The following is a 13,829-nucleotide window of genomic DNA, read 5'->3' as shown; positions in this document are numbered from 1 at the left end:
GCGTCGTACGCCGCCGCCCCTGCGTCACGTCGCGGGGGCCAGCACCCCGGTCCGGTAGATCGTGCCCGCGCAGGCGTTGGGGATCTTCGTCTCCGCGACCGGCGCCCCCGCCTCCGGCGTGTGCGTCACGGCAACGCTGCCGTCCAGCGCCCCGCCGCCGTCCTCGCTGCCGAGCTGCGCAGCCGTATCCGAAGTCCCGTCAGTGGCACCCGTACTGGTACCGGCGGCAGCGGCGCCGCCCGCGCCGTCCGTCGGTGTCGGGCTCGGTGAACCTCCGGAGGCCGGGCATGTGTCCTTCGGCACCCAGGCGAACTTCACCTCGTACGCCATGGACGGTTTCAGCAGCACCGTCCCCTGTTCCTGCGAGGGGTCGGGCAGTCCGGCCGCCGCATCACCCGCGGTGTGCTGGACGACCGTGATCTTGGCCGGGTCGGCCGCGCCCATCGCCTGGAAGCCCACGCTGCCGCTGCTGCTCACCGAACAGTTCGTGCCGGAGACATTGGCGATCCGGAACGTGCCGTACACCGTGCCGTCGGCCCCCGCCGCGCCCGTCTCGGCCGAGGCGACACCGAGCTGCCCCGGGTCGCAGGTCGGCATGGAGGCCGGCGCGGAGTTGGCCGGGTCGGCGACCCCGCCGACCAGGTTGCCGTCGGCGCCCTGGCCACGGCTGTCGGACGGACTGCTCGTGCTCGCCGGCTGGTTCCCGGAGCCGTCCCCCTGCCCGTCGGTGCCGCCGCCGCTGCTCTTCCCGCCGGCTCCGGAGTCGTTGTCGGTGCCGCTGCCGCCCTGCGCCTGCTCGCCGTGTCCGGCTATCGCGGGGTCGGCGGTGCTCGAACCGTCGGAGTTCGCGACATGGACGAAGGCGGGGACCGCCGTGCCGATGAGCAGCGCCGCTGCCGCCATGCCGACGACGGCCTGCCGACGCCTGGCGCGCCGGGCGGGCACCGCGCGGTACAGATGGTCGAGGGTGCCGTCGCGGGGTTCGATGTGCTGGACGGCCCCGCGCAGCATGCTGCGCAGCACGACCTCGTCCATGTCCGGGCCGCCACCGCCCCCCGAACCGGAACCCGCGCCCGGGCCCTCGCCGAAGAGGCTGCTCAGCCCCCCGAGCTCGGCCGTCCCAGCGGCTGTGTCGCCCTCACAGAGGCCACCCGCACCTCCCACGGACGCGAGGTCCCGACCCGCGTGATCCGTATCCGCGTGATCCGTATCCGACTTCGCGTCCGACTTCACGTCCGGGTTCACATGCGAGGCGCTCTCCGGCCCGTCGTTCACAATTCCGTTTCCAGTCCGGTCAATCCGATGCTCACGCTCGTGGCTGTTCTCGTTCCTGCGGTAGCGCCGACTCATGCCTGCGCCTCCATCACGACGCGCAGCGCCGCGATCCCACGGGAGCCGTAGGCCTTGACCGAGCCCAGGGATATACCCAGCGTCTCGGCCACCTGGGCCTCCGTCATATCCGCGAAGTAACGCAGCACCAGCACCTCCCGCTGGCGCCGTTGCAGCCCCCGCATCGCTTTGATCAGCGCGTCCCGCTCCAGCTGGTCGTACGCGCCCTCTTCCGCGCTCGCCATGTCCGGCATCGGCTTGGACAGCAGCTTCAGCCCGAGGATGCGGCGGCGCAGCGCGGAGCGCGACAGATTGACGACGGTCTGGCGCAGATACGCGAGTGTCTTCTCGGGGTCCCGTACCCGGCTGCGCGCCGAGTGCACGCGGATGAACGCCTCCTGCACGACGTCCTCACATGAGGCGGTGTCGTCCAGGAGCAGCGCCGCGAGGCCCAGCAGCGAACGGTAGTGGGCCCGATAGGTCTCGGTGAGATGGTCGACCGTGGTTCCGGCAGCCACGCCCTCCTCAGCGCCCTCGCGCTGTGACGGCAGCCGTGTGGGACGTGCAGCGGGCATGGGCGCAATCACCGGCATACCGCCGGGTGCGCGGGGCCGTCTGAGCGGACGCACCGAAGCGCCGCGCAAGGGGCCCACCACTGTGATATCGAGAACCTCTGCCACGCCAGTTGGACACGTTTCCCCCCGTCAGGGTTGTACGCGCGCGGCACCGCGTTCGTCGCAGTGCGACATGCCCTCATACGTACCTGCTCTTCCACAAATGCCCCGAATATGCGCCCCGCCGCGCAAGAGGTGACCGCATAGACGCGTGCTCTCCAGCCGACGGTTGCACCAGGCCGAAAGGTCATCGTCGGATACCCCGACACCCCAGCTCAAGAGGTTCAGACCTTCAACTTGCTCACAGGGCATTCACAGAGAGTACAAAACAGGTTCGAATCAGACCTGGGGAAATTCGGCAGCCACCGATTCGGCGATCTGCGCCACGTTCAACGCCGCTCCCTTGCGGAGGTTGTCGCCGCAGACGAACAGTTCCAGGCCCCGGGGATCGTCCAGCGACCTGCGCACCCGTCCGACCCAGGTCGGATCGGTGCCGACGACGTCGGACGGTGTCGGGAAGTCCCCCGCCGCCGGGCTGTCGTAGAGCACCACGCCCGGTGCCGTCGCCAGGATCTCGTGGGCCCGGTCGACCGCGATCTCGTTCTCGAACCGTGCGTGCACGGACATCGAGTGCGTCGCGATGACGGGTACGTAGACACAGGTCGCCGCCACCCGCAGGCTCGGCAGGTCCAGGACCTTGCGGCACTCCTCGCGGATCGCCAGCTCCTCCGACGACCAGCCGTCCCCGGCCTCGGTCCCGGCCCAGGGCACCACATTGAGGGCCACCGGCGCGGCAAAGGGGCTGCCTTCCGTGTCCCCCAGGGCCCGGCGCACGTCCCCGGGCTTCGTGCCCAGTTCCGTACCGGCCACCATCGACAGTTGTTCGCGCAGCGCCGCGACACCGTCCCGGCCCGCCCCGCTCACCGCCTGGTACGAGGAGACGACCAGTTCCCGTACCCCGAATTCGGCGTGCAGCGCGCCGACCGCGACGATCAGCGAGAGTGTCGTGCAGTTCGGGCTCGCGACGATGCCGCGCGGCCTGATCCGCACGGCATGCGGATTGATCTCGGGCACGACCAGCGGAACGTCCGGGTCCAGCCGGAACGCGGCGGAGTCGTCGATGACGACCGTGCCCTTGGCGGCGGCGATCGGCGCCCACTGCGCGGCGACGGCCTCGGGCACCAGGAACAGCGCCACGTCGACGTCGTCGAAGACGTCCTCGGTGAGTTCGAGGACTTCGCTCTCCTCGCCGCGCACGACCAGCTTGCGGCCGGCCGAACGCGGCGAGGCGATCAGTTTCACCTCGCCCCAGACATCCGCGTGCTGCGAAAGGATCTGGAGCATGACTCCGCCGATCGCCCCGGTCGCCCCGACGACCGCGAGCGAAGGACGGCGGGCGGTCATCGGCCGGTGCCCCCGTAGACGACGGCCTCGTCGGAATCGCTGTCGAGACCGAAGGCGGTGTGCACGGCGCGCACGGCCTCGTTGACGTCGTCGGCGCGGGTGACCACCGAGATACGGATCTCGGACGTCGAGATGAGCTCGATGTTCACACCGGCGTCCGACAGCGCCTCGAAGAAGCCCGCCGTAACACCCGGGTTGGTCTTCATGCCGGCGCCGACCAGGGAGATCTTCGCGATCTGGTCGTCGTAGCGCAGCGACTCGAAGCCGATGGTGCCGCGGTTGCGCTCCAGGGCGTCGATGGCCTTGCGGCCCTCGGACTTCGGCAGCGTGAACGAGATGTCGGTCAGACCGGTCGACGCGGCGGAGACGTTCTGCACCACCATGTCGATGTTGACTTCCGCGTTCGCAATGGCGCGGAAGATCGCGGCGGCCTCGCCCGGCTTGTCGGGCACACCGACGACGGTGATCTTGGCCTCGGAGACGTCATGGGCGACTCCGGAGATGATCGCGTGCTCCACCTTCTGGTCCCCTTGCGGCTCGTTGCTGACCCAGGTTCCGCGCAGTCCGGAGAAGGACGAGCGGACGTGGATCGGGATGTTGTAGCGGCGTGCGTACTCCACGCACCGGTGCAGCAGCACCTTGGAGCCGGACGCGGCCAGCTCCAGCATGTCCTCGAAGGAGATCCAGTCGATCTTCCGGGCCTTCTTCACGACCCGCGGGTCGGCGGTGAAGACACCGTCCACATCGGTGTAGATCTCACAGACCTCGGCATCCAGCGCGGCCGCGAGCGCGACCGCGGTGGTGTCGGACCCGCCGCGGCCGAGGGTGGTGATGTCCTTCTTGTCCTGGGACACACCCTGGAACCCCGCGACGATCGCGATGTTCCCCTCGTCCAGCGCCGTACGGATACGGCCCGGCGTCACATCGATGATGCGCGCTTTGTTGTGGACCGAGTCGGTGATGACGCCTGCCTGGCTACCTGTGAACGACTGGGCCTCGTGACCCAGGTTCTTGATCGCCATCGCCAGCAGGGCCATGGAGATCCGCTCTCCGGCGGTCAGCAGCATGTCGAACTCACGCCCGGCAGGGATCGGGGATACCTGCTCGGCGAGATCGATCAACTCGTCCGTCGTGTCGCCCATCGCTGACACCACGACAACCACCTGGTTGCCGTTCTTCTTGGCATCGACGATTCGCTTGGCGACGCGCTTGATGCCTTCGGCATCGGCTACGGAGGAGCCTCCGTACTTCTGCACGACAAGGCCCACGTGCGCTCCTCGCTCAGTCCATTACTGCGGTCGACTCAGTTTAACGAGCAGTCCGGAAACGCCCCGCCGATATCACATGGTGAGATGTCCCGCTCAGCACGTGATCACCGGCGTGTCGCCCCGAACTGCTCGTACGGGGCTGCTGCCCGCCGATCGGGCCCTTACTCCCGTATGTGGCCTGGCCCACACGCACGGTGAGCCGGGTCCACGATTCATGAGCCACCCACCTCCAGCGTGGACCGGAACCTTACGGTCCGCTCTTCGGAGGCCCCTGCGGCAACTCAGCCGCGAGCGACGGCGAAGCCGACGAAAGGAGTTCCAGCCGCTCCCGCCGGAGGTTGTGCGGGTGGTTGTCCGGATCGCGCCCGCGCGCGGTGGCGCTGCCACAGACCGGACAACGTGACACTCGGACGTCGAGTGCCACGTTGCTGTGAAGGGTGGATGGGCGCCGGGCGTTACTGCACCGGCCGCAGCCCCAGCGGGCCCGCGATCTCCTCGGCCATCACCCGGCCCGCCTCCTCGGCCAGCTCGTCGTCGGCGGTCTCCGAGTCCGTGTCCAGGCCGTCCAGCTCCTGGAGGGGCTGGTTGAGGCGGATGTGGGCGATGAGGGACTGGAGGGCGCGCAGAGTGGCGGACGCGGTGGAGCCCCAGTTGGAGAAGTAGGAGAACTGCCACCACCACAGGGCCTCGGTCGTGCGGTCCGCTTCGTAGTGGGCCAGACCGTGGCGCAGATCGGTGACCAGGTCGGCCAGGTCGTCGGAGATACGGGCCGGCACCGGGGCCTTGCGGGGCTCGTACGGGTCGAAGACTTCGGAGTAGACGTCGATCGGCTCCAGCAGGGCGGCGAACCGCTCGCGCAGGCCGTCGGCGTCCGGCTCGGCGCCCAGATCCGGCTCGTATCGCTCGTCGGGGACGATGTCCTCGTACGCACCGAGCCTGCCGCCCGCCAGCAGCAGCTGGGAGATCTGGAGCAGCAGTACGGGGACGGCCTCCTCCGGCTCCTCGACCTTGGACACCTCGGTGACCGCGACGATGAACGTCTTGATCTGGTCGGCGATCTGGACGGCGAAGTCGTCCGGGTCCTGCGTGACGGAGTTCAGCGTGGCGTCAGACATCGAGGGGACCTCCCGTGGGCACGGTCGCGAACGGTGAGTAGAACATAGCGTCGCTGAACGTAAAGCCGTCGTGAGCCGATGCAAGAACATCGGACGTCGTCATCGTGAAGGCATCAGACATCGAGCAGGCGCCTCCCCTCGAAGGCGCGGCCCAGGGTGACCTCGTCCGCGTACTCCAGGTCGCCGCCCACCGGCAGGCCGCTGGCCAGCCTGGTGACCCGCAGGCCCATCGGCTTGACCATCCGCGCCAGGTACGTCGCGGTGGCCTCGCCCTCCAGGTTGGGGTCGGTCGCCAGGATCAGCTCCGTGATCGAGCCGTCGGCGAGACGGGCGAGCAGCTCGCGGATGCGCAGATCGTCGGGGCCGACGCCCTCGATCGGGCTGATCGCGCCGCCGAGCACGTGGTACCGGCCCCGGAACTCACGGGTCCGCTCGATCGCGACGACATCCTTCGGCTCCTCGACCACACAGATGACCGTCTGGTCGCGGCGCGCGTCGCGGCAGATGTTGCACTGTTCCTGCTGGGCGACATTGCCGCAGACCGAACAGAACCGGACCTTGTCCTTGACCTCCAGGAGGGCATGGGCAAGGCGGCGTACATCGGTCGGCTCGGCCTGCAGGATGTGGAAAGCGATCCGCTGCGCGCTCTTGGGACCGACGCCGGGCAGCCTGCCCAACTCGTCGATGAGGTCCTGAACCACGCCTTCGTACAACGGAACGCCTTCCTGGAATGAGCTATGAATACAACTTACGAGTTCGGATCGCAGGTCAGAAGAGACCTGAAGGATCAGAAGCGTCAGAAGGGGAGGCCCGGCATGCCGCCCAGACCCTGGGCCAGCGGGCCCAGCTTCTGCTGCTGGAGCTGCTGCGCGTTCTCGTTCGCTGCCTGGACTGCGGCGACGACGAGGTCGGCGAGCGTCTCGGTGTCCTCCGGGTCGACGGCCTTGGGGTCGATCACCAGAGCACGGAGCTCGCCGGAGCCGGTCACGGTCGCCTTCACCAGACCGCCACCCGCCTGACCGTCGACCTCGGTCCTGGCCAATTCCTCCTGGGCCGCGGCGAGATCCTGCTGCATCTTCTGGGCCTGCTGCAGCAGCTGCTGCATATTGGGCTGACCACCACCGGGAATCACGGTCACTCCTGGCAATTCGACGACAAAATGTTTCGGTACGCCGAGCCTACGTGGTCACCGCGCAGCGCGCCCCACCCACTGGCGAGCAACTCTTTCGAGTGAGTTCCGGGCAACGTCGGCGAAACTCCTATACCTGATCACAGACCCTGTACACCCGGGAATACCGCGATTTCGACCCCACGGCCCACCATTCGGCGGTAGGAAGGGCATGCGCTCAGGACACACGGGCACACCGCTCGTCACGCAAGGTTACGTACGCGGGACAGTCGGCCACGCCTGAGAGCAGTGATCAGCCCATCGTCGAACACACCGCCACACATCAGGCGTCGCTACGCAGAATGCAGAGGAGTACCCCGGTGAGTCAGCCGGAGATGCAGCCCGAAGGGCCGCCCCGCAACGAGCCCGGTTCGACCGGCTCGGGCTCCGGCGCACGCGGCCGGGACGCGCGGGGCCGGGATCTGACCGGCACGCCGTTCCCGCTCGGCGACTGGGGCGAACCCGCCGAACGCCTCGACGAGCTGTACCGCTGGGTCGAGGCCGATGCGCTGCACACCGCCGGCTGGTATCTGCGCGACCGGGTGTGGAAGCGGCGCGGGGCCAGGGCGCTGCGGATCGGTACGGCGGCCGGGGCGGTGGCGGGCGCCGCGCTGCCGTTGCTCGATCTCACCGGGGCGCTGGGCGGGGCGGCGGGCTGGGGCTATCTGTCGCTGCTGCTGGGCGCCGCCTGCATGGCCTGCGACCGGTACTTCGGCCTGACCTCGGGCTGGATAAGAAACCTCGCCACCGCCCAGGCCGTGCAGCGGCGCCTTCAGGTGCTGCAGTTCGACTGGGCATCGGAGTGCGTACGGGAGGTGCTCGGCCCGACCGAAGGGACGGCCAGCGAGGCCGCCGAGCGGTGTCTGGGGGTGCTGCGGCGGTTCTCGGAGGACATCACGGAGCTCGTACGGACCGAGACCGCGGACTGGATGGTGGAGTTCCGGGCCGGGCCCGCGCCGATGGGGATGCAGGCGCTGTCGTCGGGCAGCGGGGGCGGCGGCCGTACGGACCAGGGGGCGCCGCCGGGACGGTTCCCGATGCAGACGATGGCCCGGCCGAACATGCCGCGGCAGCGGCCCCCGGAGTCCCCCCGGTGATCCCACCGCGGTGACACCGAAGGCGCGTGGCCGCCCCGGTACCCGTACCGGTAACTGCCCCGGCTGTCTGCTTCAGCTGAAGATGATCATGGAGCCTTGGGCGAGGCTGCGGGTGGCCGCCGCGTGCAGGCCCAGCCAGACGTGCCGCTCACGGGCGAACGGACTGCCGTCGTACGGAATCGGGCCCGCCGGCTCCTCCAGAGAGGTCGGTGCGGCGGGCGGCAGCGGGGCGGCCGGCGGGTTCGCCGGGTCGATGCCGATGGACCAGGCGACGAACTCCAGCTCCCGCAGCAGCCCGTGCGCGGAGCCGAGCGGGCCGCCGCCCTCCAGCAGGTCGTCGTTGGAGAGCGGGACGGCGAAGTCCAGCGGAACGTACGCCCCCGCATGGTCGTAGTGCCAGACCAGGTGGGATTGCCGGGCCGTCGCCTCGAACATCTCCAGCAACTGCTCGTAGTCCCCGCCCAGTTCGTCGACGGGCGTGACGGCGAGACCGCTGAGCTGGAGCAGATAGGCGCGGCGCAGGAAGTGCAGTGCGTCGTAGTCGAAGCCCGCGACCGGGGCGACCTCGCCGGTCAGGCCCGGCATGTAGGCGTACACGGGGACGGGCGGCAGTCCGGCCTCGCCCAGTGCCTTGTCGTAGACGGCTATCTCTTCGGCGAACGGGTTGTCGGGGCTGTGGCACAGCACATCGACGAGGGGGACCAGCCACAGGTCACAGGCCACGAAGTCTCGCTCTCCCACGGGTGCGCATCGGAATATTCACAACGGTCGGGACAGCGTAATGCGGCGGACTCGTCGCGCACAGTGGCCCAGGGTTGCGGGTAGGGGCCGGTCGTGGCCCGTGGCCCCGGCCGACATGGTCGGTGCGTGGGGGCCATGGCTCCTGACGTGCGGTCATCGCGTCGGAGGCTCCAGCTCCGACGACCCGGGGGGCGGTGCCTGCCCGGCCGGTTGCGGGCCGTGGCCCGGGTGCGGGAGGTTTCCGGCCGCGAGCCGGTCCGCCCAGTTCAGCGCGTGTGCGTTGAAGTCGTCGATCACCGCGCGCACCGCGTCGTGGCTGCCGAGCGTGACCGCCGCGACCAGTTCCGGATGGCCGTGCCAGAGCCAGTCCCGGGCGCCCGCGTCGTGGCGCAGATACGGCACCGCGAACACCCAGGCCTGGACACGCAGCCGGTGCAGGAAATCGTTGATGTACGTGTTGCCCACGAGCGCGCCCAGTTCTCGCCAGAAACGCAGGTCGTAGCCGATGAGGATGTCGAGGTCGCCACCCTGCGCCGCCCGTGCGGCCTCCTGGGCCCTGCGGCGCACGGAGACCAGGCAGTCCGGGTGCCTCGCCGTCTGCGCGGACGACAGCGTGGGCCCGTGGAAGATGCCGCGGATGACTCCGTCCATGACCAGGACGCGGGCCTCGACCATCGACCGGTAGTCGGCGACGGTGAACTCACGTACCCGGAAACCGCGGTGCTGATCCGATTCGAGCAGGCCCTGCGCGGAGAGATCGAAGAGCGCCTCGCGTACCGGAGTCGCCGAGACTCCGTACTGCTCGGCGATCTGCTTGACGGTGAACTCCCGTCCCGGCTGCAAACGCCCGGCAAGCACTTCGTCACGCAGCGCGTCCGCGATCTGCTGCCGCAGCGTACTGCGGGTTACAGCTCCGCTCGCGCCCATGGCGCCCCTTCCCCTTTTTCGGCTTGGGTCACCTTAAGCCAGGGCCGCCGTGCCCGGATCCGGGCAGGGGAGGGGCGCCGTACTGCTGGGCTGCGCGGGCCCGCCGCTACACGGTGTACTCGTCCGCGACCGACAGCGCCGTGTCGAGAGCCGCGAGGCCCTCCTTGGCCTCGGCCTCGGTGACGTTGCAGGCCGGAACGGCATGGGTGCGGTTCATGTTGATGAAGGGCCACAGGCCGTTCTTCTTCGCCGCCGCGCCGAAGGCCGCCATGGCCGCGTTGGCCTCGCCCGCCGCGTTGTACGGGACCAGCGGCTCGCGGGTCTCCTTGTTTCGGACCAGGTCCAGCGCCCAGAACGCGCCGAGGCCGCGGACCTCCCCGACCGACGGGTGTCGTTCGGCGAGCTCGCGCAGGCCGGGGCCGAGGACCGTCTCGCCGATGTGGGCGGCGTTCTCGATGACCTTCTCGTCCTCCATCACATGAATGGTGGCGACAGCGGCGGCGCAGGCCAGCGGGTGACCGGAGTAGGTCAGTCCGCCCGGGTAGGGGCGGGTCTCGAAGGTGGCGGCGATCTCGGCGGAGATGGCGACGCCGCCGAGCGGTACGTAACCGGAGTTGACGCCCTTGGCGAACGTCATCAGGTCCGGCACCACGTCGAAGTGGTCGGCGGCGAACCACTTGCCGGTGCGCCCGAAGCCGGCCATCACCTCGTCGAGGATGAAGACGATTCCGTACCGGTCGCAGATCTCGCGTACGCCCGCGAGGTAGCCGGGCGGCGGCGTCATGATGCCCGCCGTGCCGGGGATCGTCTCCAGAATGATCGCGGCGATGGTGGCGGGGCCCTCGAAGGCGAGGGTGTCCTCCAGGTGCTGGAGCGCGCGGGCGCACTCCTCGGCCTCGGTCTCGGCGTGGAACGGCGAGCGGTAGAGGAACGGGGCCCAGAAGCGGACGACGCCCGCCGAGCCGTTGTCGGACGGCCAGCGGCGCGGGTCGCCGGTCAGGTTGATCGCGGTGGAGGTGGCGCCGTGGTACGAGCGGTAGGCGGAGAGCACCTTCGTACGGCCGGTGTGCAGCCGGGCCATCCGGACGGCGTTCTCGACGGCCTCCGCGCCGCCGTTGGTGAAGAAGATCTTGTCCAGGTCACCGGGGGTGCGCTCGGCGATGAGGCGTGCGGCCTCGGAACGCGCCTCGATCGCGAACGCGGGGGCGAACGTGGCGAGCTTGCCCGCCTGCTCCTGGATCGCGGCGACGACGGTGGGGTGCTGGTAGCCGATGTTGGTGTAGACGAGGCCGCTGGTGAAGTCCAGGTAGCGGTTGCCGTCGTAGTCCCAGAAGTACGCCCCCTCGGCGCCGGCGACGGCGAGCGGGTCGATCAGGCCCTGGGCGGACCAGGAGTGGAACACGTGCGCGCGGTCGGCGGCCTTCACGGCCGCACCGGCAGCGGGGTCGACATGCGGGGCATGCGGGGCATGAGGGGTCATGCGGTGAGCGTAGGTCGCGCCGGGAGCGGCTCGACATGGCCACCTTGTATGGCGTGGGGCGCTTTGGTCGGCAGGGTGTCGGGTCGGTGCGGTGGCCGGGGACGCGCGGGAACCGAGGGCCGTCCGGTGGCCGTCTCTGTGACGGGCACGGAATCCGGACCGTCCGGCGATTGAGGACAGAGCAGGAGGCAGGACCGGGGGCGCCCGACGGACGGGCCTGAAAACCACGCCCGCCGGGGGCACAGCGCGCGCCGCTATTCTCAACGCGTTCCGGCGTATCGCCGCACGGGGGAGGACGCACACCATGGAAAGGCTCGGGTCCACCGACCCACAACGCATCGGCGCCTACCGCCTGCTGGGCCGACTCGGCGCAGGCGGCATGGGCCAGGTCTATCTGGCCCGCTCCGACCGCGGCCGCACCGTGGCGATCAAGCTGGTACGCGGCGAGCTCGCCGAGCAGCAGGAGTTCCGCGACCGCTTCCGCCAGGAAGTGCACGCCGCCCGCCGGGTCGGCTCCGCCTGGACCGCCCCCGTGCTGGACGCCGACACCGAGGCCGCCGTGCCCTGGGTCGCGACCGGATACGTCGCCGGGCCCTCCCTCCAGGCCACCGTCTCCGGCCGCGCGGGCGCCCCCGTGGGACCGGCTTCCGGTGCGTACGGCCCCCTGCCCGAGCGTTCGGTCCACATCCTGGGTGCCGGTCTCACCCACGCCCTCCAGGCCATCCACGCCGCCGGACTCATCCACCGCGACCCCAAGCCCTCCAACATCCTGCTGACGATCGACGGACCGCGCGTCATCGACTTCGGTATAGCCCGGGCACTCGACACCGTCGCCGAAGGCGGCAGCCCCACCCGCACCGGGGCCCTGGTCGGTTCGCCCGGCTTCATGGCGCCCGAGCAGGTGCGGGGCGAGCGGGTGACCCCGGCGTGCGACGTGTTCTGTCTCGGCTCGGTACTGGCGTACGCGTCGACCGGCCGACTTCCGTTCGGGCCGTCCGACAGCGGCGCGCACGCGCAGATGTTCCGGATCGCGCAGGAGGACCCGGACCTGACCGGCGTCCCGGTGGACCTCGTCGAACTGGTCAGGGACTGCCTGCACAAGGAACCGGCCGCCCGCCCGACGACGGACGCGATCCTGGAACGCCTGGCCGACGGCGACACGACGGAGCCCTGGCTCCCGGGCGCACTCATCGCCCAACTCGGCCGCCACGCCGTGGAACTGCTGGACTCCGAGGACCCGGAGGAAACTGCCGAGGCCGCGGACGCGACACCGGCAATACCCGCGGCGCCCCCAGCTCCCACGGCGCCCGAAGCACCCACGGACCGCCCCGCCCCGCAGACGCCCGGCGCCGGCCACACGCCCCCCACGACGGCCGGCCCCCCGACGACACCCGCCCCCGCGCCCGCCCCGCCCCACGGGCCGCCCTCCCCCGCGTACGGCTATCCGCAGCCGCCCGCCCAGCCGCACCCCGGCCAGGCCTTCGGCACCCAGCAGAACTACGCCGGGTACGGCTATCCGCAGCAGCAACAACCCGGCTTCGGCGCCACACCCCCGTACGACCCCGGCTACCCCGTCGTCCCGCAGCCCGGCCCCGAACCCGCCCGCCGCGGAAGAGGTTCGACGATCGCCCTCGTCGCGATCGCCGTGCTCGTCGCCATCGGCGCGGGCGGCTCCGTCTACGCGCTCATGAGCGACACGGGGCCGACGCCCAACCCGTCCCCCACCGCCTCGGACTCCCCCGTCACCGACGATCCGTCGTCCCCGGAGGCGGATCCCTCCCCCTCCGACGAGAAGAAGAACAGCGACGGCCCCATACCCGCCGGCTACCTGGGCACCTGGTCGGGCTCTATCGACAACCCCTCGGGCCACTCCACCCGTGAACTCGTGGTCGAGCAGGGCACGGTGGGCCAGACCGTCCTCACCCTCACCGCCGACGGCCCGCTCGACGGTGGCGGCTCCTACCACTGCGTCTTCCAGGCGGACCTGACCGCGGAACCGTCCCCGAGCGGCCCGGTGGAGGTCGGCCCCTCCACGGTCGTCGTCGGCGAACCCATGACGTCCTGCACCGCGGGCAAACCCACCACGCTCACCCTGCTCCCGGACGGCTCTCTGCGCCGCGAGAAAACGGACACCGGCGAGAAGCTCACGTATACCAAGGCCGACTGATCAGCCCAGCAGGGCGGACGCCGCGTTCAGCAGCAGCAGGGTGTGGACGAACCGGTCCGGCGCGGTCGGCGGGAAGTACCACGTCAGCGGCCATGTGCGGCCGGTCAGGGCGGGGATCGGTACGTAACTGATCCGGCCCACCGCCGCGTTCAACGGAGTCGCCCCGGCCGGCCAGGACTTGCTCAAGGTGCTTCCGGCCGGAACCAGGAAGTAAACCGCCCGCCGCCCGTTCGCCTCGGTGACGACGGGCCCCGGCTCGCCGCCGGTGATCGCCTCCATCAAGAAGGCGATCCGCCTCCCTTCGTCGCCGTCCACGCGCACGGCGTCGAATTGCACGCCCGCCTTGCGGAGTTGAAATCCGGAAGCCGGAATCCATTCAAGTTTCAGTTCACTTTTCGGCGCATTCACGGGACCAGTCTGTCCCCGGACGGCTAGCGTTTCCCTTGACTGACGAGGGGCGTCGCACACCCGTTGACCTGCGCGAACTCCCCTGAACCTCAGTTGAGTTCAGCGGGGCCG

At 70.1% G+C, this 13,829-nt stretch carries 13 protein-coding genes; 2 read left to right on the top strand and 11 right to left on the bottom strand.

The features are described 5' to 3' along the window. Positions 1-24: 24 nt before the first annotated feature. From OG609_RS22125 to OG609_RS22095, 7 genes are all read right to left on the bottom strand, one after another. Positions 25-1,275 (bottom strand): hypothetical protein, encoded by a 1,251-nt coding sequence (locus OG609_RS22125; protein ID WP_327274402.1) that lies wholly within the window; start codon positions 1,273-1,275, stop codon positions 25-27. A 71-nt stretch (positions 1,276-1,346) separates the two neighbouring features. Continuing rightward, positions 1,347-1,922: a SigE family RNA polymerase sigma factor gene (locus OG609_RS22120; RefSeq protein ID WP_327274401.1), complete on the bottom strand. Its 576-nt coding sequence runs from the start codon at positions 1,920-1,922 to the stop codon at positions 1,347-1,349. Positions 1,923-2,282: 360 nt separating this feature from the next. Beyond that, positions 2,283-3,347, bottom strand: coding sequence for an aspartate-semialdehyde dehydrogenase (locus OG609_RS22115; protein WP_327274400.1), 1,065 nt, complete (start codon positions 3,345-3,347; stop codon positions 2,283-2,285). After that, positions 3,344-4,615 carry an aspartate kinase gene (locus tag OG609_RS22110; protein WP_266360279.1) on the bottom strand — a complete coding sequence of 424 codons (1,272 nt, stop codon included), beginning with the start codon at positions 4,613-4,615 and terminating at the stop codon, positions 3,344-3,346. Before OG609_RS22110 ends, OG609_RS22115 begins: the two co-directional genes overlap by 4 nt. 455 nt (positions 4,616-5,070) lie before the next feature. Beyond that, positions 5,071-5,730, bottom strand: coding sequence for a DUF5063 domain-containing protein (locus OG609_RS22105; protein ID WP_327274399.1), 660 nt, complete (start codon positions 5,728-5,730; stop codon positions 5,071-5,073). A 113-nt stretch (positions 5,731-5,843) separates the two neighbouring features. Next, positions 5,844-6,443 carry a recombination mediator RecR gene (recR, locus tag OG609_RS22100; protein ID WP_093899342.1) on the bottom strand — a complete coding sequence of 200 codons (600 nt, stop codon included), beginning with the start codon at positions 6,441-6,443 and terminating at the stop codon, positions 5,844-5,846. 83 nt (positions 6,444-6,526) lie between these two features. Further along, positions 6,527-6,862 (bottom strand): YbaB/EbfC family nucleoid-associated protein, encoded by a 336-nt coding sequence (locus OG609_RS22095; protein WP_150489003.1) that lies wholly within the window; start codon positions 6,860-6,862, stop codon positions 6,527-6,529. Between the two features lie 356 nt (positions 6,863-7,218). Between OG609_RS22095 and OG609_RS22090 the strand changes: the two genes are divergently transcribed. Beyond that, on the top strand, positions 7,219-7,995 hold the full coding sequence (locus OG609_RS22090) for an SLATT domain-containing protein (RefSeq protein WP_327274398.1): 777 nt from the start codon (positions 7,219-7,221) through the stop codon (positions 7,993-7,995). Between the two features lie 72 nt (positions 7,996-8,067). Here OG609_RS22090 and OG609_RS22085 read toward each other — a convergent pair whose 3' ends face one another. From OG609_RS22085 to OG609_RS22075, 3 genes are all read right to left on the bottom strand, one after another. Next, positions 8,068-8,718, bottom strand: coding sequence for a hypothetical protein (locus tag OG609_RS22085; RefSeq protein WP_327278136.1), 651 nt, complete (start codon positions 8,716-8,718; stop codon positions 8,068-8,070). A gap of 171 nt (positions 8,719-8,889) precedes the next feature. Further along, a complete protein-coding gene (locus tag OG609_RS22080; protein WP_327274397.1) occupies positions 8,890-9,663 on the bottom strand; it encodes a GntR family transcriptional regulator in 774 nt (257 codons plus the stop codon). 106 nt (positions 9,664-9,769) lie between these two features. Then, the gene (locus OG609_RS22075) at positions 9,770-11,143 is read right to left on the bottom strand and encodes an aspartate aminotransferase family protein (RefSeq protein WP_327274396.1); all 1,374 of its coding nucleotides are present in this window, start codon (positions 11,141-11,143) and stop codon (positions 9,770-9,772) included. Positions 11,144-11,447: 304 nt separating this feature from the next. Here OG609_RS22075 and OG609_RS22070 point away from each other — a divergent pair, with 304 nt between their 5' ends. Further along, complete coding sequence (locus tag OG609_RS22070) at positions 11,448-13,310, top strand: serine/threonine-protein kinase (RefSeq protein WP_327274395.1); 1,863 nt, start codon at positions 11,448-11,450, stop codon at positions 13,308-13,310. Here the strand turns inward: OG609_RS22070 and OG609_RS22065 are convergent, their stop codons facing one another. Continuing rightward, entirely contained in the window at positions 13,311-13,697 is a 387-nt protein-coding gene (locus OG609_RS22065; protein WP_327278135.1) for a hypothetical protein, read from the bottom strand. It abuts the gene before it with no gap. Between the last annotated feature and the right edge of the window lie 132 nt (positions 13,698-13,829).

Origin of the sequence: Streptomyces sp. NBC_01224 (genome assembly GCF_036002945.1) — a bacterium.
Lineage (GTDB): Bacteria > Actinomycetota > Actinomycetes > Streptomycetales > Streptomycetaceae > Streptomyces.
This window is presented reverse-complemented; position numbering and strand designations above follow the sequence as displayed.

What these genes read in the sequence shown, in the direction of transcription:
- OG609_RS22120 (WP_327274401.1), bottom strand. Translation starts at nt 1,922, where the DNA reads ATGCCGGTGATTGCGCCCATGCCCGCTGCACGTCCCACACGGCTGCCG.
- OG609_RS22115 (WP_327274400.1), bottom strand. Translation starts at nt 3,347, where the DNA reads ATGACCGCCCGCCGTCCTTCGCTCGCGGTCGTCGGGGCGACCGGGGCG.
- OG609_RS22105 (WP_327274399.1), bottom strand. Translation starts at nt 5,730, where the DNA reads ATGTCTGACGCCACGCTGAACTCCGTCACGCAGGACCCGGACGACTTC.
- OG609_RS22080 (WP_327274397.1), bottom strand. Translation starts at nt 9,663, where the DNA reads ATGGGCGCGAGCGGAGCTGTAACCCGCAGTACGCTGCGGCAGCAGATC.
- OG609_RS22075 (WP_327274396.1), bottom strand. Translation starts at nt 11,143, where the DNA reads ATGACCCCTCATGCCCCGCATGCCCCGCATGTCGACCCCGCTGCCGGT.
- OG609_RS22070 (WP_327274395.1), top strand. Translation starts at nt 11,448, where the DNA reads ATGGAAAGGCTCGGGTCCACCGACCCACAACGCATCGGCGCCTACCGC.